Source organism: Leucobacter luti, from assembly GCF_050310065.1.
Taxonomy (GTDB): Bacteria; Actinomycetota; Actinomycetes; order Actinomycetales; family Microbacteriaceae; genus Leucobacter; species Leucobacter luti_B.
Genome location: NZ_CP190007.1, coordinates 804,977 through 822,650, shown reverse-complemented (window position 1 = coordinate 822,650; position 17,674 = coordinate 804,977). Strand labels below are relative to the sequence as shown.

13 protein-coding genes and 1 riboswitch are annotated in these 17,674 nt (G+C 69.9%); of the genes, 6 read left to right on the top strand and 7 right to left on the bottom strand.

Annotated features, from left to right (window positions below):
- Positions 1-151: 151 nt before the first annotated feature.
- Entirely contained in the window at positions 152-2,845 is a 2,694-nt protein-coding gene (locus tag ACOPJ3_RS03655) for a LuxR C-terminal-related transcriptional regulator (RefSeq protein ID WP_427870477.1), read from the bottom strand.
- Positions 2,846-3,017: 172 nt separating this feature from the next.
- On the opposite strand from ACOPJ3_RS03655, the gene ACOPJ3_RS03650 reads away from it, so the two are divergent.
- Positions 3,018-4,169, top strand: a complete 1,152-nt coding sequence (locus ACOPJ3_RS03650; RefSeq protein WP_427870476.1) for a hypothetical protein — start codon at positions 3,018-3,020, stop codon at positions 4,167-4,169.
- A 91-nt stretch (positions 4,170-4,260) separates the two neighbouring features.
- Positions 4,261-5,145, top strand: coding sequence for a chlorite dismutase family protein (locus ACOPJ3_RS03645; protein ID WP_427870475.1), 885 nt, complete (start codon positions 4,261-4,263; stop codon positions 5,143-5,145).
- A 54-nt stretch (positions 5,146-5,199) separates the two neighbouring features.
- Here the strand turns inward: ACOPJ3_RS03645 and ccsB are convergent, their stop codons facing one another.
- The gene (gene ccsB, locus ACOPJ3_RS03640) at positions 5,200-6,279 is read right to left on the bottom strand and encodes a c-type cytochrome biogenesis protein CcsB (protein WP_427870474.1); all 1,080 of its coding nucleotides are present in this window, start codon (positions 6,277-6,279) and stop codon (positions 5,200-5,202) included.
- Positions 6,280-6,511: 232 nt separating this feature from the next.
- Here ccsB and ACOPJ3_RS03635 point away from each other — a divergent pair, with 232 nt between their 5' ends.
- On the top strand, positions 6,512-7,396 hold the full coding sequence (locus ACOPJ3_RS03635) for an oxygenase MpaB family protein (RefSeq protein ID WP_427870473.1): 885 nt from the start codon (positions 6,512-6,514) through the stop codon (positions 7,394-7,396).
- Positions 7,397-7,505: 109 nt separating this feature from the next.
- Complete coding sequence (locus ACOPJ3_RS03630) at positions 7,506-9,326, top strand: glycerophosphodiester phosphodiesterase family protein (protein ID WP_427870472.1); 1,821 nt, start codon at positions 7,506-7,508, stop codon at positions 9,324-9,326.
- Between the two features lie 11 nt (positions 9,327-9,337).
- Here the strand turns inward: ACOPJ3_RS03630 and ACOPJ3_RS03625 are convergent, their stop codons facing one another.
- From ACOPJ3_RS03625 to ACOPJ3_RS03610, 4 genes are all read right to left on the bottom strand, one after another.
- Positions 9,338-10,042 (bottom strand): VTT domain-containing protein, encoded by a 705-nt coding sequence (locus ACOPJ3_RS03625; RefSeq protein ID WP_427870471.1) that lies wholly within the window; start codon positions 10,040-10,042, stop codon positions 9,338-9,340.
- 167 nt (positions 10,043-10,209) lie between these two features.
- Positions 10,210-11,088 carry a bifunctional methylenetetrahydrofolate dehydrogenase/methenyltetrahydrofolate cyclohydrolase gene (locus ACOPJ3_RS03620; RefSeq protein ID WP_427870470.1) on the bottom strand — a complete coding sequence of 293 codons (879 nt, stop codon included), beginning with the start codon at positions 11,086-11,088 and terminating at the stop codon, positions 10,210-10,212.
- A 5-nt stretch (positions 11,089-11,093) separates the two neighbouring features.
- Positions 11,094-12,377: a serine hydroxymethyltransferase gene (gene glyA / locus ACOPJ3_RS03615; RefSeq protein ID WP_427870469.1), complete on the bottom strand. Its 1,284-nt coding sequence runs from the start codon at positions 12,375-12,377 to the stop codon at positions 11,094-11,096.
- A 48-nt stretch (positions 12,378-12,425) separates the two neighbouring features.
- Positions 12,426-12,509: riboswitch (ZMP/ZTP riboswitch) on the bottom strand.
- A gap of 59 nt (positions 12,510-12,568) precedes the next feature.
- Positions 12,569-13,870, bottom strand: coding sequence for a hypothetical protein (locus ACOPJ3_RS03610; protein ID WP_427870468.1), 1,302 nt, complete (start codon positions 13,868-13,870; stop codon positions 12,569-12,571).
- A 72-nt stretch (positions 13,871-13,942) separates the two neighbouring features.
- Here ACOPJ3_RS03610 and purU point away from each other — a divergent pair, with 72 nt between their 5' ends.
- Positions 13,943-14,827 carry a formyltetrahydrofolate deformylase gene (gene purU / locus ACOPJ3_RS03605; protein WP_427870467.1) on the top strand — a complete coding sequence of 295 codons (885 nt, stop codon included), beginning with the start codon at positions 13,943-13,945 and terminating at the stop codon, positions 14,825-14,827.
- Between the two features lie 456 nt (positions 14,828-15,283).
- Here purU and ACOPJ3_RS03600 read toward each other — a convergent pair whose 3' ends face one another.
- On the bottom strand, positions 15,284-16,009 hold the full coding sequence (locus tag ACOPJ3_RS03600; RefSeq protein WP_427870466.1) for a TetR/AcrR family transcriptional regulator: 726 nt from the start codon (positions 16,007-16,009) through the stop codon (positions 15,284-15,286).
- A 164-nt stretch (positions 16,010-16,173) separates the two neighbouring features.
- On the opposite strand from ACOPJ3_RS03600, the gene ACOPJ3_RS03595 reads away from it, so the two are divergent.
- Positions 16,174-17,583 carry an APC family permease gene (locus tag ACOPJ3_RS03595; protein ID WP_427870465.1) on the top strand — a complete coding sequence of 470 codons (1,410 nt, stop codon included), beginning with the start codon at positions 16,174-16,176 and terminating at the stop codon, positions 17,581-17,583.
- The last annotated feature ends 91 nt before the right edge of the window (positions 17,584-17,674 follow it).

The window sequence follows — 17,674 nt, the reverse complement described above, 5'->3', positions numbered from 1 at the left end:
TCGCTCGCCCCGTGGGCACGCAGCAACATGCTCTCCTGCCAATCCCGCCGATTCACCGTCGTCTGTCCCGCACCGCCCCGGCTCATGAGGGAGCGGTGTCGCGGTCAGATTACGTTTGGGATTCTGCCGATCAGCGCGAAATGCGTATTCCTTACGGCCCCTGCGAGCGAGGTTCGGAACCCCCGTTGCGGGCGCTGTGTCCCGCCCGGAACCAGTCCCTGAGCCCGTCGCGACCCGCGACGCCCAGCTTCGTGAAGATGTGACGCAGATGCGTGTCAACGGTGCGGACCGACAGGAAGAACCTCGCCGCAATCCACTTGCTCGAGTAGCCCAGCGCGGCCAGCATCGCGATTTCCCGCTCCCGCGGCGTCAGCACGTCCGTGGGCGGAAGCGGCTGCCAGCGCCCCAGCTCGGCGAGGTTGCGCGCGCCAGGGGTGTCCGCGCCTCCCGCCCCGGCGAACAGCTCCTCGCTGTGCTGCGCCAACGCGTCGGAAAGCGGAGAGTTGATCGCCCTCGAGAGCGCGGAAACACGGGAGCCGAGCTGACGCGCATCGGAGCCGCCAACCGTCACGGCGATGTGGAGCGCCTGCAACTCGATCGCTGGAAGGCCCTGGCGCTGGGACCATTCGGCGAGCGCGAGCGCGGCGGTGCCCGTGTCCGCCGCGGCGTTCCAGAGCCGCGCCCTGAGCAGCAGCAGCCGGAGGCTCCCGCCCAGCACGCGCGAGAATCCGAAGCCCTTTGCCAGCGATCGCGTCATCGCCCGGCGGCTGAGCTCCACCTCTCCCAGGGCGGCGAGGGCGAGGGCGTGTGCGGCCTGGGCGAATCCGCTGAGCCCAAACCGGTCGAACGTGGCGAGGCCGGTGAGCAGCCGCTCGGCCCGCTGCGCGGCGAGTCGCCACGATCCATCGGACAGAGCGAGGAGGGTCCCGGCGGTCTCCACAAGGCACACCGAGCGGTCGTTGCCGAGCGACACCTCCTGATTTCGCCGCAGTGTGGCCCGCGCGCTTTCGACGGCCCCGCTCGCCCACGAGGCAAAGAACTCGCAGAAGAGCAGTAGTTCGCGGTGCTCCGAATGCGGGTTGCCTCCGAGCATGGCGAGCGCCCCTGCCGACTCGGCCACTTCGAGCGCGCAGCTGAACCTGCCCTGCTGGGCGAGCAGCAGGGAGGACACGGCACGTGCGCGGGCGCGCTCCCACTCGACGGGGATCGCCTCGAGCATCCCGGGGGGCGGGCACGCATCGTCCGCCGCCCGCAGCTGCCCCGAACGCGCCAGCAGGAGCATTCTCGCCGCCCGGATCGACTCCCGCTCGGCTTCGGCCCCGCCGAGCGGAGGCGCCGCCTCATGCGCTTCACGCTCCTCGTGCTCCTCGTGCGCCTCCTGCGCCTCGTGCGCCTCGTGCTCTCGCTCAGCTTCGTCGAGGAGGCGCGACGCCCCTTCGAGGTCGCTCGCCGTACACAGGAGGTGTTCGACGAGGTCCAGCTGGATACGCAGCCGCAGTGCCCGCCGCTCGCCGGGATCGCCGCTCGCGTTCCGAGCGCTCGACTCTTCGCCGCTGAGCCGGCGGAGCGCCTCACGCTGCGACTCGGCAAGTCCCGCCAGCGTTCGCGCGTCGCCGAGGATCCAGGCGGCGCGCACCGCGAGGATCGTCGCCCGCGCAAACTGCACGGCTGACGCGTCGGGGTGCGAGACGACGGCGAGTGCGATGCGCAGGTCAGCCGCCGGATCCTCGAGGCGGGCGGAGCGTTCGAAGGCGTCCCAGAGCCAGGCGATCGGGATCCGCGCGCCCGCGTCGAGGCCCGCGTTGACGGCGCGCATGATGAGTCGCCGGTCCGCCACGCCGTCGCGCGCGCCAAGCTCGCGGACGAGCCGCTCGAACACGGCCTGGGACATTGCGACTACGCGCCCGGTCGGCGTCAGCGCGCGCAGCGCTTCCCGGAGGAGCGGCGCACTCACGGAGAGGCCGGTCACCCCCTCCTCAGCGGTCGCTGCGACCACGAGGCCGCGGTGCCGCAAGGAGTCAACGACCCCGCCGTCGAGCTCTGCCAGCAGGGCGGCCTCGGTGACCGGCTCGAAGTTCGCGAGAAACTCCAGGGTGCGAAGCTCCTCCGGCGAGCAGGTCTCACGCAGGGACGCCTCGAGCTCCGGGGGCACGAAGCGCCCGTCGCCACGCTCGTGCACCACGCCCCGATCGCGTGCGAGTCGGCCCGCGCGGTCGAGCGCGGTCGCGAGGAGCGAGAGCGACTTCGCGTTTCCAGCGGTCGCACGAAACCAGCGGCCCATCGTGCGGAGGTCGATGGACTCCGCGCCGAGCACCCGCGCGACGTAGGGCTCGGCCTCGTCGAGCGCGAGCGGCGGGACCGCGAGCGTGCGCACCCGGGGGTGGCTCGCCAAGTACGAGGCCGCCCCGCTGAGGCGGCGCGCCGTCCCAATGACGCGCGCGCCGCCGCTCCGCACGACCCGCTCCAGTTCGCGCGTCTCGGCCGCCGAATACTCATTGAGCGACGGCGCCACCACGATGACCGCGCGGCCGTCCGCCCGGCGTTCGATGTCCCGCACGAGGTCGTGTGGCTGTCGCTCCCCTTCGGCGCGCGGCTCAGCATGGGCTCGGTGCAGGCCGACCACGACGATCTCCTCTGCGTGCTCCCGCACGAACGTCTCGACAGCCTCGCGGGCGAGACGCAGCTTGCTCGATCCCGCCTCGCCGACGAGGAGAACCGCGCTCCCCTCGCCCGAGAGCGCTTGCGTGATCTCCCCGATCCTGCTTGCGGAGAAGTTCAACCGCGCTGATTGGGCGTCGAGTCCCTCGCCGACCCACTGGTCGACGACCGACAACTGATACTCCACGGGCAAGCCCCTACTAACAACTCAATGAATCCTTAGCAGTCCCCCTTGCTGCGCGTAGCCATACCCAATGACTACGCATTACCCAGTCTGTGCCGTCCGCCCCAAAAGTACAATTTGGCCGTTCAGTCCAGACATTCAGGATCACGTCGCCCGCCCATCGGAGGTGTCACCCATGCGGCAGAATGACGCCGCCCACGGCCCCGCTCCGGCTTCGCCCTCGCCGAACCTGCTCGTCATGCTGAGCTCGGTGAAGTGGAACTTTGCCTGGCAGCGGCACCACTCCCTCGCACGAGCGGCGGCCGAGGCCGGGATGCGCGTCGTCTTCGTCGAACCACACCCTCGAAGCTGGCGCCAGGCAATCGGCGCGGCACGACGAGCCCTCGCACGCCTCGCCCCCGTCCGGCAGCACCCGGGGGCCGCTCCCGCGAGACCACGCCAGGCCGTGCCGAGCGGGGTCGCAGTGCTCCGTTGGACTCCGCTCGACGCCCTGCCCGGCTACACCGCGGGCCGCATCCGCGCACGCGCGGGCGCGACAGACGCGCCTCCGCTCGTGATCCAGTACGTCCCGTCCCGCTCCGCGCTCTCGCTCGCGCGGCGTCTGCGGCCCGCCGCGCACCTCTACGACCGCGTCCTCGACTGGGCCAGCGTGCCGCGGAGCTGGCATCCGCCCCGTGATTGGGAGGACGTCGAACGGCAGCTTCTCAGCGAGGCACGGCTCATGACGGACTCTGCGGAGATGCAGGAGCAGTGGCAGGCGCACGGACGCGGCTCACTGCTCCTCCCCCCGGCTGCCGATGAAGAGTTTGTCGAGCATCCGTGGTCGGCTCCACCCCCAGATGGCCCCGTCGGCTACTTTGGAACGGTGCAGCACGACATCGTCGACGTCCAGCTGCTCTGCGAAAGCGCGCGTCACGGACCGGTCGAGGTCGTGGGAAGCGTCGATGACGATGCCGCAGCGGCGTTGCGGGCCGCAGGGGTGCGCGTTCGCCCGCAGGTGCCCCTCGCGGAGCTCCCCGCCATCATTGACCGGTGGAGCGCCATCCTCCTTCCGTACCGCGTCGGCGCCCGGCGCGAGACCCTCGTCCCCGCCAAAGTCTGGAACGCCATCGCGACGAGACGCCCGGTGTTCACGAGCGGGCTCAGCCTCCCCGCGGAGCTCACCGCCAGGACAATCTCATTCGAAACGATCACGAACGGTGAGCGCCCGGTGCTGAGCGGGGCCCGATCCCGCGCACGGACCGCCGGGGGCATTCCGACGTGGACCGCGGCGTGGGCCGCCGTCCGCCGTCACGCGAGCGCGCAGAGCGGAGGGCCGGATGCCTGAGCACCTCGGCAACCGAATGCACCACAACATTTCTCCTGCCGGACGCACGCTCACCCTTGCGTTCGCGCGCGGTCCGCGGGACGATGAGGGCATGAGCGATACCCGAGTCGACGACACCGCAGGCCACACGACGGCGGAAGCCGATTCGACGGAGGGGGTCTCCCTCGAACCCGCTGCGGCGATGTTCGCCGTGTTCCGGCTGAGTTCTTCGCACCCCCTCGTGCTCGACGGCCGCGAGGTCGTCGGCGCCGTGCAGGAGCTCGAGGACGTCGTCGGCCTCGTCGAGAACGAGGGCGTTGCGGTGCGCGGCTGGTACGACGTAAGCGGTCTCCGCACCGACGCCGACCTCATGGTGGTGCTCTCGGGCGCGGCGGTCGAGGATTTGCAGTGGGCGCTGCGGGAGCTTCGCCGCACCGCCCTCCTCCAACCACTCATCAAGACGTGGAGCGGCGCCGGCTTCGCGCAGGACTCGGAGGCGTTCGGCGGCTCCGCGCCCCTGCAGTGGCTCACGGTGTCCCCCGCGTGGCCCGGAAGCGCCGAGGACCTGCTCGAGTTCCCGGACAGCGAGCTCGACGAGTCGGAGTACGGCGCATCTGAATTTGGCGCGGCGGAGTTTGGTGCGGCGGAGTTTGGTGCGGCGGAGTTCAGCGAAGCGCAGCTCGCGGGAGCATCGTCCGCGGGCAATGCTCGCGGGAGCGGCGACCTCGATGACGAGCTCGCCGACGCTGGTCCCGGTCGGACCGAGGGCGAACTACTCGACGAGGACTTCGCCGACGGAGACCTCGCGGTGCACCAGTTCGCGGCGTTCGGGCTCGGCGATCACGCCTGGCTGCTCGCCCTCGAGGGCGACGACCTGTACGAGCTCACCACGATCGTGGGCGAGCTCGTGAGCAACGACGAGGGCGTCATGCTCGACGAGCCTCGGATCACCGGCCGCCTGATCGAGCCTGCCGAGATCGTCGAGGTGCTGCAGTAGCGGGATCCGGATCCGGACCTGGAGCCCACTCCGGATCCGGATCCGAACGCCGGCTTACAGGCCCGAGTAGGCGTGCAGGCCCTTGAAGAAGACGTTGACGATCGCGAAGTTGAAGATCACCGCGGCGTAGGCAACGATCGACAGCCAGGCCGAGCGGGTACCGCGCCAGCCGCGCGTCGCCCGGGCGTGGATGAAGCCGGCGTAGAGCACCCAGATCACGAAGGTCCAGACCTCCTTCGTGTCCCAGCCCCAGTAGCGGCTCCACGCCGCTTCGGCCCAGATCGATCCTGCGATCAGGGTGAAGGTCCAGAACACGAAGCCGATGATCGCGAGGCGGTAGGCCAGGTCCTCAAGACGGACCGCCGTGGGCAGTCCGGTGAGGTAGTTCATGCCGGCGAAGTCGCCCGCCGCTGTGCGGTTCTCGCGTCGATTCTGCAGGAGCTGCAGCAGGGAAAGCCCGAACGACAGCGTGAAGAATCCGACGGCGAGGACCGCGACGAGGATGTGGATCACGAGCCAGTACGAGTCGAGGGCCGGCTGTAGCGGCACGATCTCCACGTAGTAGTTGACCTTGGTGATGCCGAGGAAGAGGACGGTGAGGCCCGTCACGAGCGTGCCGAGGAAGCGCAGGTCAACGACGAACTGGACGAGCAGGAAGATGAGCACGATCGCGCACGTCGCGGTCAGCGCAAACTCGTACATGTTGGCCCACGGAACCCGCTCGGCGCCGATGCCGCGGAGCACGGTGGCCGCGAGGTGCAGGAGGAAGCCGAGCGCCGTGAGCGAGAAGCCGATGCGGAGCGCCTTCGAGCGGCCGGCCTTGCCCGGGCCGTCGACGGGTGCGCTCGCGCCGGCGCGCGGCTGTACCGCGGGGGCCGGGCGAACCTTCGTCGCGGTCGATCCGACGGCGATCGATCCGGTGGCCGTGGCCTCGAGCGAGGAGGTGGCCGCTGCGGCGTGTTCGTCCGCAGGAGCGGCTCCCGCGGCCGCGTTCGCGTCCGCGCGGCCATCGGCCTGAGCGGCGTCGCCGCTCCGATTCGCCAGGTCCACGGCGTAAAAGACGAACGCGATCGCATACACGATCATGGCCGAATAGAGGGCGATCGTCGAGAAATGTTCCAGCTGGCTCAGCACAGTTTCCCAGGGTACCCGGAATGGGCGGAAGATGTCTGGGAACTGAACTCCCTGCGGGGGTGCGGAACCGAGTGGCCCTGCGCTAAACTTGGATAACATCCACTTTGCGGTCTCCTCGATCACCGGGGATTCCGGCCGCGGGGGTCGCGCGGCAACGCGCAAATTGTGGAAGCGCTGGTTTCGGCGCGCAGAGAGGCGACGCATGAATACTTCAGGATCAGGAGCGTGCCCGGTGGCGCACGGGGCCGGCAAGGACGGATCCCGATCCGGAGCCGGATCCGGAGCCGCCGCCCGCGCGGACGAGGGCTACTTCGGCCCGGACAGCGTGAGCTGGCGGGTCTTCTCGGACCCGTCATCGAAGCTCGGGGGCGTCGCCGCACTGCTGCTGCAGTCGCTCAATCCCATGATGATGCGGGTGTTCGCCGGCACGAGCGGGTATGCGACCGACATGGAGGGGCGCGGCGAGCGGACGGGGCGCTACGTCGACACCACGATCTTCGGCGACCGCGCGCACGCCGATGCGGCCGGGGCCGCCGTGCAGCGGCTGCACGCGGCGAGCGTGTGGACCGACCCGCGAACAGGCGAGGAGCTGCGGGCCGACACGGAGGAATGGCTCGCGTGGACGCACAACTGCATCGTGTACGGCGTGCTGCGCGCGGCCGACGCGTTCGGGCCGATCCTGACGGTCGCCGAGCAGGACCGCTTCGTGGTCGAGCAGCACGAGGCCGCGCGGATCGTCGGCATCACCGACCAGTCGTTCCTGCCCAGCACGCGGCAGGAGCTCGACGACACCATCGACGACAACAAGGACTGGATGGCGCTCACCCTCCCCGCCGCCGAGCTTTCCGCGAACATGCGGAAGCCCGTGCTCAAGGGGAACCCGTTCAAGGTGTGGATCGGGGTGAACATCCAGGACGGGATCCTGTCGCTCCTGCCGGACTGGGCCAGGACCCTCTTCGGTATCGAGGGCCGGCCGATGAATCTGCGGGCGGCCGCGGCGACGACGCGCCGCTTCATCGAGCGGGCGCGCACCCAGAAGTCGGCGGAGGAGCTCGTCACCGAGATCACCTCGCGCGTCGAAACCCACCCGTACGCAAAGGTCCGCCTCCGCCCCTAACCCATATCTTGCCGGTACTGCCCTGCCTGCGTGTTTTATCGGCGATACACCGCACAGGCAGGGCAGAACCGGCAAGGTCGGGGCGGAGTTGGGCGAGTGAAGGAGTGAAATGGGCGGCGTGTGGCGGCAGACCGGCGGGATGATCCGGGACGGGGTGCGACGCGTGCGCGCGGGCGGCTGGCGCCTCGCCGGCTTCTTGCTCGCGACCCAGCTCGTCATCGTGGGGGTCGCAATCCCCCTGATCGGCTGGCTCTTCCGCGAGGCGATCCGCGCCGGCGGCATGCACGGCCTCGACCTCGACGACTTCTCCTCCGCCGCGACTCTCCCCCTCACCCTGCTCGGCTTCGGGGTCATCGTGCTCATCGCGTTCTGGCTGCTCGCGCTCCAGTTCGCGGCGCTCGTCTTCCTCCTGCGCTGGCCGGAGGCCGGCTGGCGCGAGCAGCTCGCGCGCCTCCGCAGCACGGCGAGGCGCCTCGCGCATCCGCGGGTCATTCCGCTGCTCCTCTACCTGTTCCTGCTGCTCCCGCTCACCGGCTTCGGCTTCGCCTCGGTGCTCACCCAGGGCATCGCGATCCCGTCGTTCATCTCCGGCGAGCTGCTGAAGAGCCCGGTATCCGCGATCGCGCTCACCGCCTTCCTGCTCGCACTCGGGATCCTGAACCTCAGGCTCGCCCTCACCTTCCCGGCGTTCGCGCTCACCGACACCCGCGGCCCCGGCCGCGAGAGCCTGCGCCTCACCCGCGGCGTGCGCGGCTGGCTCCCGCTCGCGCTCGCGACCTTCGCGATCCTCTTCGTCGGCTCACTCGCGGGCTCGATCATCATCCTGCTCGCGCTCGGCCCGACCGCGATCAGCGACGCCATCAGCCCCGATGCCTCCCACATCGTCGCCGCGTACTCGCTCGGCGTCGCCCAGGTGCTCGGGATCTTCGTGAGCGGCCTCACGACGGCGACGCTCGCGGGCGCGCTCGTCGGCCGCGTGGTCGACCGCGCCGAGCACCTGCGACCGGGCACGAGCCTGCTCGTGGTCGCGCCAGGAACCCCGGCCCTGGCACCCCAGCGGGGCCGCCGCGCGCCCCTCATCGTCCTCTCCGCGGCGCTCGTCACCGCGCTCGGTTTCGGCACGCTCTCGATCGGGACCATGCGGTCGCTCTCCGAGTTCCCCGACACGCTCGTCCTCGCGCACCGCGGCTTCTCAGACGGCGGCGTCGAGAACACGATCGGCGGCCTCGAGGCCGCTGCGGCCGCGAACGCAGACCTCGTCGAGATGGACGTCATGCAGACGAAGGACGGCGAGTTCATCGCGATGCACGACGCGAACCTCAGCCGTCTCGCGGATCGCCCCGAGGCCGTCAAGGACCTCACCCTCGCCGAGCTCACGAAGATCGAGGTGCGCGACCAGGCCGGCCACACGGGACTGATCCCGAAGTTCTCCGACTACGTGCTGCGCGCGAAGGAGCTCGGGATCCCGCTCCTCATCGAAATCAAGCTCGGCGGTGCAGATACTCCCGATCACGTCGAGCGGCTCGTCGCCGAGCTCGAGGAGCTCGACGCGCTCACGAGCAACATCTACCACTCGCTCGACCCGAAGAGCGTCGCCAGGCTCAAGCAGCTGCGCCCCGACCTCACGGTCGGCTACACGATGGCCTTCGCGGGGGCGGAGGCCCCGGAGACCCCCGCCGACTTCATCGTCGTCGAGGAGTGGAGCGCGACCTCGGGCATGCAGGCCTCGGCCGAGCGCGCCGGCCTCGGCTTCATGGCCTGGACCGTCAACGACGACGCCGGCATGCGCGAGCTCCTGCGGCGCAACATCGACGGCATCATCACGGACCACCCCGACGAGGCGCTCAGCGCGCGCGAGGAGATGCAGGAGTCGACGGGACTCGCCGACGTGTTGCTCGACGCACTGAATCGCTTCGTGACCGTCGTCTGAGCCTCGCGGCGTCAGCCGAGCTCGCCGGCCTTCGCCGCGCGCCGCTTCGTACGCCAGGAGTTGAACGCCCTGATCGCCTCGATGAGGATCGGGATGCCCGGGATCAGCACGAGCACGATGATGAACACCTCGCTGTACTGGCGCACGAACGGGATCTGCCCGAGGAAGTAGCCGAGGAGCGTGACGCCGACACCCCAGAGGAGCGCGCCGATCGCGTTGTAGGCGACGAAGTGGCGGTAGGTCATGTTGCCGACGCCGGCCGCGGCGGGCACGAACGCGCGAAAGACGGGAAGGAAGCGGGCGATGATGATCGCCTTGGGGCCGTGCTTCTCGAAGAACTCGTGGGTGCGGGCCACGTTCTCCGGGTTGAAGAACTTGCTCTTCTCCTTCTTGAAGATCGCGGGCCCGAGTTTGCGGCCGATCATGAAGCCCATCTGGTCGCCCGCGAAGGCGAAGATGAAGAGCAGGATGCAGGTGATCCAGATCGGGATGTCGATGATCCCGGTCGCGGAGAAGAGCCCCACTGTGAAGAGCAGCGAGTCGCCCGGCAGGAACGCGAGCACGAGCACGCCGGTCTCGAGGAAGACGAAGGCGCACGCCAGGATGAGGGCGGCCCAGCCGCCGGCCTTGAGCAGTGTTTCAGGATCGAGCCAGTCGATACCGAGAAGCGCCGGGACGGCAATCGTCGAGTGCAGGACGGTATTCAGAAGGGGCACGCGCTGGCTCGCCTTTCGGTTGGTACACGGGAGTTTCGTCGTGTGGACGAGATCCAGTATCGCCGATCTCCCTGAGCCGACCCAGAAAACCGGGCCAGGAGAGCACGAAAGCGGCCGCCCGAACCGGGGCGGCCGCTTTCGGCGGCGTGATGTGGCGGCGCGCGCGGCTAGGCCCGCTCGGCCATTTCTACGACGTTCTTCAGGAGCAGCGCGCGCGTCATCGGCCCGACGCCGCCGGGGTTCGGCGACACCCAGCCCGCGACCTCGGCGACCGCGGGATCGACGTCGCCGACCACGCGGCTCTTGCCCGTCTCGGGATCGGTCTTGCGCGAGACGCCGACGTCGAGCACGATCGCGCCCGGCTTCACGTCCTCAGCGCGCACGATGCCCTCGACGCCTGCCGCGGCGACGATCACGTCGGCGCGGCGCAGCTCGGCGCCGAGATCCGCGGTCCCCGTGTGGGTGAGCGTCACGGTCGCGTTGTACTCGCGGCGCGTGAGCAGCGGCCCGATCGGGCGGCCAACGGTCACGCCGCGGCCGACGACGACCACGTTCTTGCCCGCCCACGACAGGCCGTTGCGCTCCACGAGCTCGATCACGCCGCGCGGCGTGCACGGCAGCGGCGAGGTGATCTCGGTGTTCGCGTTGAGCACGAGGCGGCCGAGATTCGTCGGGTGCAGCCCGTCGGCGTCCTTGTCGGGATCGATGCGCTCGAGGATGCGATCCGTGTCGATGTGCTTCGGGAGCGGCAGCTGCACGATGTAGCCCGTGCACTCGGGGTTCGCATTCAGCTCGTCGAGGACGGCCTCCAGCTCCTCCTGCGTCACGGACTCGGGCAGCTCGCGCTTGATCGACGAGATCCCGACCTCGGCGCAGTCGCGGTGCTTACCCGCGACGTACCACTGGGATCCGGGATCCTCGCCCACGAGCACGGTCGCGAGGCCCGGCACGATCCCGCGCTCGCGGAGCACTGCGACCCGTTCGGCGAGCTCGGCCTTGATGTCGGCCGCGGCGCGCTTGCCGTCGAGGACCTGAGCGGCGCTCACGCCGCTCACCACTCCTCGAGGCCGGGGTACAGCGGGAACTTGTCGGCGAGGGCGGTGACGCGCGCCTTGAGGGCCTCGATGTCGCCGGCCTGCTGCAGCGTGAGGGCGATGATGTCGGAGACCTCGCGGAACTCCTCGTCGCCGAAGCCGCGGGTCGCGAGCGCCGGGGTGCCGATGCGGAGGCCGCTCGTCACCATCGGGGGGCGCGGATCGAAGGGCACGGCGTTGCGGTTGACGGTGATGCCGACGGCGTGCAGCGCGTCCTCGGCCTGCTGGCCGTCGAGCGGCGAATTGCGCAGGTCAGCGAGCACGAGGTGCACATCGGTGCCGCCCGTGAGCACGTCGACGCCTGCGGCGCGCGACGCGTCGGTCGTGAGGGCCTCGGCGAGGAGCTTCGCGCCCGAGAGGGTGCGCTCCTGGCGCTCCTTGAACTCGTCGGTCGCAGCGAGCTTGAACGCGGTCGCCTTCGCGGCGATCACGTGCATGAGCGGGCCACCCTGCTGGCCGGGGAACACGTTCGAGTTGAGCTTCTTGTGGAGCTCCAGGTCGTTCGTGAGGATGAAGCCGGAGCGCGGGCCGCCGATCGTCTTGTGCACGGTCGAGGAGACGACGTGCGCGTGCGGCACGGGGCTCGGGTGCAGGCCGGCGGCCACGAGGCCCGCGAAGTGCGCCATGTCGACCCACAGGGTCGCGCCGACCTCGTCGGCGATCTCGCGGAACGCCGCGAAGTCGAGCGTGCGCGGGTAGGCCGACCAGCCGGCGATGATGACCTTCGGCTTGTGCTCGCGGGCCTTCTCGCGGACGACGTCCATGTCGACGAGGAAGGTCTCCGGATCGACGCCGTAGGAGACGACGTTGTAGAGCTTGCCGGAGAAGTTCAGCTTCATGCCGTGCGTGAGGTGGCCGCCGTGGGCGAGCTCGAGGCCGAGGATCGTGTCGCCCGGCTCAGCGATCGCCGAGAGCACCGCGGCGTTCGCCGAGGCGCCCGAGTGCGGCTGCACGTTCGCGTACTTCGCGCCGAACAGGGCCTTGGCGCGCTCGCGCGCGAGCTCCTCAGCGACGTCGACGAACTCGCAGCCGCCGTAGTAGCGGCGGCCGGGGTAGCCCTCGGCGTACTTGTTGGTCAGGACCGAGCCCTGCGCCTCGAGCACCGCGCGGGGCACGAAGTTCTCGCTCGCGATCATCTCGAGCGTGCCGCGCTGGCGGCCGAGCTCGTTCTTGAGGACCTCGGCGATCTCGGGGTCGACGACCTCAAGGGGCTCGTTGAAGAAAGCAGACTGGGTGGACATGGTGCTCCTCATCACTTCAGGTTCCGCGCGCGGAAATCATCTCGGAAATCTTACGACCCAGGCGAGCGGCCATTCCCTGACGAGTGTCGTTCCCCGATGGTGACCATCTGTACGCCAGTCACGACGGGTGACAGTCTACCCGGTTTCGGCTGCGCTCGACCAGGGCGGGACGCGTCACAGGCTCCCGGGGCTCAGCGCCGATCCGGGCCCGAAATCGTGCCCTCGATCTGGGCGAGCTCCGGCCATTCGTCTGCTGCGAACTCCCGCGAGCCAGGCCCGCTGCGATCCGCGTCCGGATCCTGCGCGACCTTTTTCAGCCAGTCGGTGAGCTCGCCGCCAACCCAGTAGTCGCCGCTCGCGATCCGGACGGAGAGGAGCCGACGCTCCCCCGGCCGCCACTCGTCGTCGCTATCCCCGGCGGGGTCTCCGGCGGTGCGGCCCTCGGCGATCACGAGCCGGTACCCGCGCTCATCCTCGAGCTGGTAAACGACGTTCGTGATCTGGCCGGCGTCGTTCCGGAATACCCGCTCGGCGTCCTCCTTCTGCCCGAAGCGGTCCTGACTGTGCGGAGGCTGCCAGCCGAGATCCCGAGCGGCGGCGCGCGCCTCCTCGGCGGCCGCGCCCGGCTCCTCCATCACATAGCGCTCCCAGCTGGCCTGCGCCGTGAACGTCGTCCACTCGCCGGTAACCTGTTCGCCCACGATCCCGCCCGTGCCGACGAGCCAGCCCCCGGGCGCGATCCGCTCCCGCAGCGGGACGAGCGCCTCCTGCGCCTGATCCCAAGCCTGCTCCTCGCGCGCCGTGCGCTCATCGGCCGTGAGCGACACGACGTCGACCTCCTGTTTGCCGGAGAAGTCCGGGGCGCCGTGCATCGCGATCCGCTCGCCAACGAGCGCGATCCCGACCATCACGACGGGCACGAGCACGAGCGCGAGCAGGGCGAGCCAGGTGTGCGGCCGCGCCCCCGTGCGCTGCGGCAGCGCGCTCGCGAGCACGAGCGCGACGATGAAGGCCCCGATGAACACGAGAAAGCCCATCGTCGAAAGCACGTCCTCCGCGCGCGGAGTGAGCGCCGGGAACGCGAGCCCCAGCGGCGAGTCATCGGTGCCGCTGTCGCCGGACGCCCGCATCGCGAGCAGCCCGAAGAACAGGCCCCAGCCGCTCGCCACCATGAGCGCGACGACGCTGCCGGGCGCCGCGGCGAAGCCGCGCTTGCGCAGGATGAAGCGGGGCAGGATCCCGAGGAAGCCGCACGCGGGGATCCAGAGCGGCGCCCCGAGCAGGAGAAACATCACCTCCCAGCCGGCGGACCCCGAGAACATCTTCACCAGAAAGAGGCCGGCGGGCAGGATCCAGACGAGCGGGAGCCAGGCCCGCCAGGCGACCCCCGCGAGACCCGTCGGCTTCACGAACGGCTGCCGCGCGGGCCGCTGCGCGGCGCCCTGCGCGCCGGGAGGTGCTGTGAGCTGGGGATCCTGCATCGGCTGCTCCATATCGCCCATCGTAGGCACCCCTCCGAGCAGCGGGCGGATCCCGCGCCAGGGAATCCACTACCCTTGAGGACCGTGAACACGATCGCGACGACAACCGACGACACCCAGTGGGTGCTCACCCTCTCCTGCATCGACGGCCCCGGGATCGTGCACGCGATCAGCGGCGCGATCGTGGCGGCGGGCGGCAATATCGCGGAGAGCCAGCAGTTCGCGTCGGCAGACACGGGCCGCTTCTTCATGCGCCTCCAGGTCGAGGCCGTCGCGCAGCCCGACACCTTCCAGGCGCGCTTCGAGGGTGCGCTCGCGCCCGTCACCGAGCGCTACCACATGACCTGGCGCCTCGACCGCGTCGGGCGGCCCGTGCGCACCCTGCTCCTCGCGTCGACCGCGACGCACTGCGTCAACGACCTGCTCTACCGCAGGCGCGGCGGCCAGCTGCCGATCGAGGTCCCGCTCATCCTGTCGAACCACGAGACGGTGCGCGACATCGCCGAGTTCTACGACGTGCCGTTCGAGCACCGCGCGATCGCGAACCCCGATGACCGCGCCGCCTTCGAGGCGCGCGTGCTCGAGGCCGTCGAGGAGCTCGACATCGAGCTCGTCGTGCTCGCCCGCTACATGCAGATCCTCTCCCCCGAGCTGTGCGCCGCGCTCGAGGGCCGCGCGATCAACATCCACCACTCGTTCCTGCCCGGCTTCAAGGGTGCGAACCCGTACAAGCAGGCGCACCAGCGCGGCGTGAAGCTCATCGGCGCGACGGCGCACTTCGTCACGACCGACCTCGACGAAGGCCCGATCATCGAGCAGGACGTCACCCGCGTCGACCACTCATACACGCCCCGCGAGCTCGTGCAGCTCGGCCAGGACGAAGAGGCGCGCGTGCTGCGCCGCGCGGTCGGCTGGTTCGCCGAGAACCGCATCCTCGCCGACGGCGACCGCACGATCATCTTCCGGTAGGGGTTCGGAGGGCCGGGCCGGGCCCCGCCTCGGCCAGCCCCGCCCCGCCCCGCCCCGGCAGTCGCTCGCAAATCTGCGCTCGCTCGCAAGCTTGGGCCCAGATTCGTAGGAGCGACCGCAGAAAGCGGAGCGAGCGCAGGGGGCAGGGCGCCGAATCCCGACTCAGCGTGGGGACGAGCTCGCCCCTCACCGCTACCGCCCGCGGCCGTCGCTCGCAAAACTGCGCTCGCTCGCAAGCTTTACCCCGGAATCGTGCGAACGACCGCAGAAAGCGGAGCGAGCGCAGGGGGCAGGGCGCCGAATCCCGACTCAGCGCGGAGACGAGCTCGCCCCTCACCGCTACCGCCCGCGGCCGTCGCTCGCAAAACTGCGCTCGCTCGCAAGCTTTACCCCGGAATCGTGCGAACGACCGCAGAATGCGGAGCGAGCGCAGGGGGCAGGGCGCCGGATCCCGCCTCAGCGCGCCGCAGGATCCGGATCCGGCCCCTTCAGCTCCTCCAGCTCGACCCGCAGCCCCGCGAGCAGCGCGCGCAGCCCCGTCTCGAAGGAGAGGTCGGCCGCCCGGCGCCCCCCGGCGGCGAGCCGCGCCGCCCGCGCGCGGTAGGCGGCGAGGTACTCGGGCACGTCGGTGCGGGATCCGGGGTTCATCATGTCGTCGTCGGCCGCGAGGTCGAGGGCCGCGCCCAGGATGAACGCCTCGACCGCGACGAGCACCTCGAGGTGCCGCTCCACGGGCCAGCCTGCGCGGCCGAGTGACGCGACGACGCGCTCGTACATCTCGGTCGTGACCGAGTCCTCGGAGAGCGGCAGCACGGCGAGGAGCGCGATCGTCGGCGGGTGGGCGGCGAAGGCCGCGCGGTAGTGGTGCGCCCACTCGGAGAGTGCCTGATCCCACGGCAGGGTGTCGAACATGTCGGTCGGGATCCGCTCGCTGATCAGCTCCCGCACCCCGGCGACGAGCTCGGGGTAGCCGGCGACGTGGTTGTAGAGCGCGGAGGGGCGGACGCCGAGTTCCTTCGCGATCGCGCGCATCCCGGCGCCATCGGCGCCGCGCTCGTCGATGAGCCGGAGCCCCGTCTCGAGGATGAGTGTGCGGGAGAGGATGCTCGTGGCCGGGCGGCCGGCGCGGCGGCGCGGCGGATCCGCCACCTCGGGAATACCGGGGGTTCCTCGTGTCGCCATCGTCACTCTCCTCGTCGAGCATGCAGCGGGCAGAAAACTCAGACTCGCGCCGGAGCGCATTTCGTACTATTCTCTACCCGATTCGTTTAACGAACCCTGTTCATTTACGATCATATCCGACGCCGCACCCGGCGCCTGCAGGACAGCATCAAAGGAGATCCACGGTGAGCGACACCGCGCAGCAGACCCACCTGAAACGAGAACTCGGGCTGGGGGGCCTGATCCTCTTCGGCCTCGCCTACATGGCGGTCGCGACCGTGTTCACGACGTACGGCATCGTGAACCAGATCACCGACGGGCACCTGCCCCTCTCCTACGTCGTGGCGTTGCTCACGATGCTCTTCACGGCCAACAGCTACGCGGCCATGGTGCGCAAGTTCCCGGTCGCGGGATCCGCCTACACCTACGTGCAGCAGGGCTTCGGCGGCGGCGTCGGCTTCCTCACCGGCTGGGTGCTGCTCCTCGACTACCTGTTCATCCCGATGATCAACTTCATGATCCTGGGCCTCTACGTGAGCACGCAGTTCCCGAGCATCCCGGCGTGGATCCCCTCGCTCCTCACCCTCATCGCGGTCTTCATCTTCAACATCACGGGCATCAAGCTCGTGAGCAAGCTCAACATCGCGGTCATCAGCATCTCGGTCGCCGCGGTCATTCTGTTCGCCGTGTTCGCGATCAAGACGGCGATCGGCGACCCCGATGCCCCCAGCATGATCGACCCCTTCATTCCGGGCCGCGAGGGCTTCAGCCCGATCTTCACGGGCGCCGGCGTGCTCGCGCTCTCCTTCCTCGGCTTCGACGCGGTCTCGACACTCTCCGAGGAGGCGAAGCACCCTCGCCGCGATATCCCGCGCGCGATCATGCTCACGACGCTCATCGGCGGCGCGATCTTCATCTTCGTGTCGTGGGTCGGCGCGATCTCCTACCACCTCGACGACTGGAGCGCCGCCCCGCGCGCGCTGCTCGACGCGGCCGGCATCGTGCTCGCGAATCACGTTGCGGGCGACTGGCTCGGGATCATCTTCGTCTTCATGTCGGTCACGGGCTGCTTCGGATCCGGACTCGCCGGCCAGGTCTCGGTCGCGCGCATCCTGTACTCGATGGGCCGCGACGGCACGCTGCCGAAGCCGCTCGGGATCCTGTGGTCGCGCTTCGGCACGCCCGTCGTCGCAGCGGCCGCGGTGTCGGTCTTCGCGCTCGCGAGCCTCTTCCTCTCGCTCGAGCAGGCCGCGTTCATGATCAGCTTCGGCGCGCTCGCGGCCTTCGCGATGGTGAACCTCTCGGTGATCCGGGTCTACATCTTCCCGAAGCGCGGCGAGGCGGCCCAGCGCAGCGCGAAGGACCTGATCCTGCGCGGCCTCTTCCCGCTCATCGGCCTCGCGCTCTCGCTCTGGCTGTGGACCTCGCTCGAGCCGATGACCTGGGTCGTCGGCGGGATCTGGTTCCTCATCGGGCTCGGGATCCTGCTCGCCAAGACGCGCTTCTTCCGCCGGCCCGTGCCGCGCATGGACTTCTCGGAGGGACCGGCCACCGAGGTCATCGACCAGATGACCGAGAGCACCCCCTTCAAGTAAGGAGCGTCGGGCTCCCCGCGATCGCCGCGGGGAGCCCGATTCAGCATCTGCGGGGAAATTCCCGCCCATCAGCCCATCACCCAGCCCCACG

Coding starts and splice junctions, on each gene's coding strand:
- ACOPJ3_RS03600 (WP_427870466.1), bottom strand. CDS start 16,009: ATGGCGACACGAGGAACCCCCGGTATTCCCGAGGTGGCGGATCCGCCG.
- ACOPJ3_RS03650 (WP_427870476.1), top strand. CDS start 3,018: ATGCGGCAGAATGACGCCGCCCACGGCCCCGCTCCGGCTTCGCCCTCG.
- glyA (WP_427870469.1), bottom strand. CDS start 12,377: ATGTCCACCCAGTCTGCTTTCTTCAACGAGCCCCTTGAGGTCGTCGAC.
- ACOPJ3_RS03610 (WP_427870468.1), bottom strand. CDS start 13,870: ATGGAGCAGCCGATGCAGGATCCCCAGCTCACAGCACCTCCCGGCGCG.
- ACOPJ3_RS03645 (WP_427870475.1), top strand. CDS start 4,261: ATGAGCGATACCCGAGTCGACGACACCGCAGGCCACACGACGGCGGAA.
- ACOPJ3_RS03630 (WP_427870472.1), top strand. CDS start 7,506: ATGGGCGGCGTGTGGCGGCAGACCGGCGGGATGATCCGGGACGGGGTG.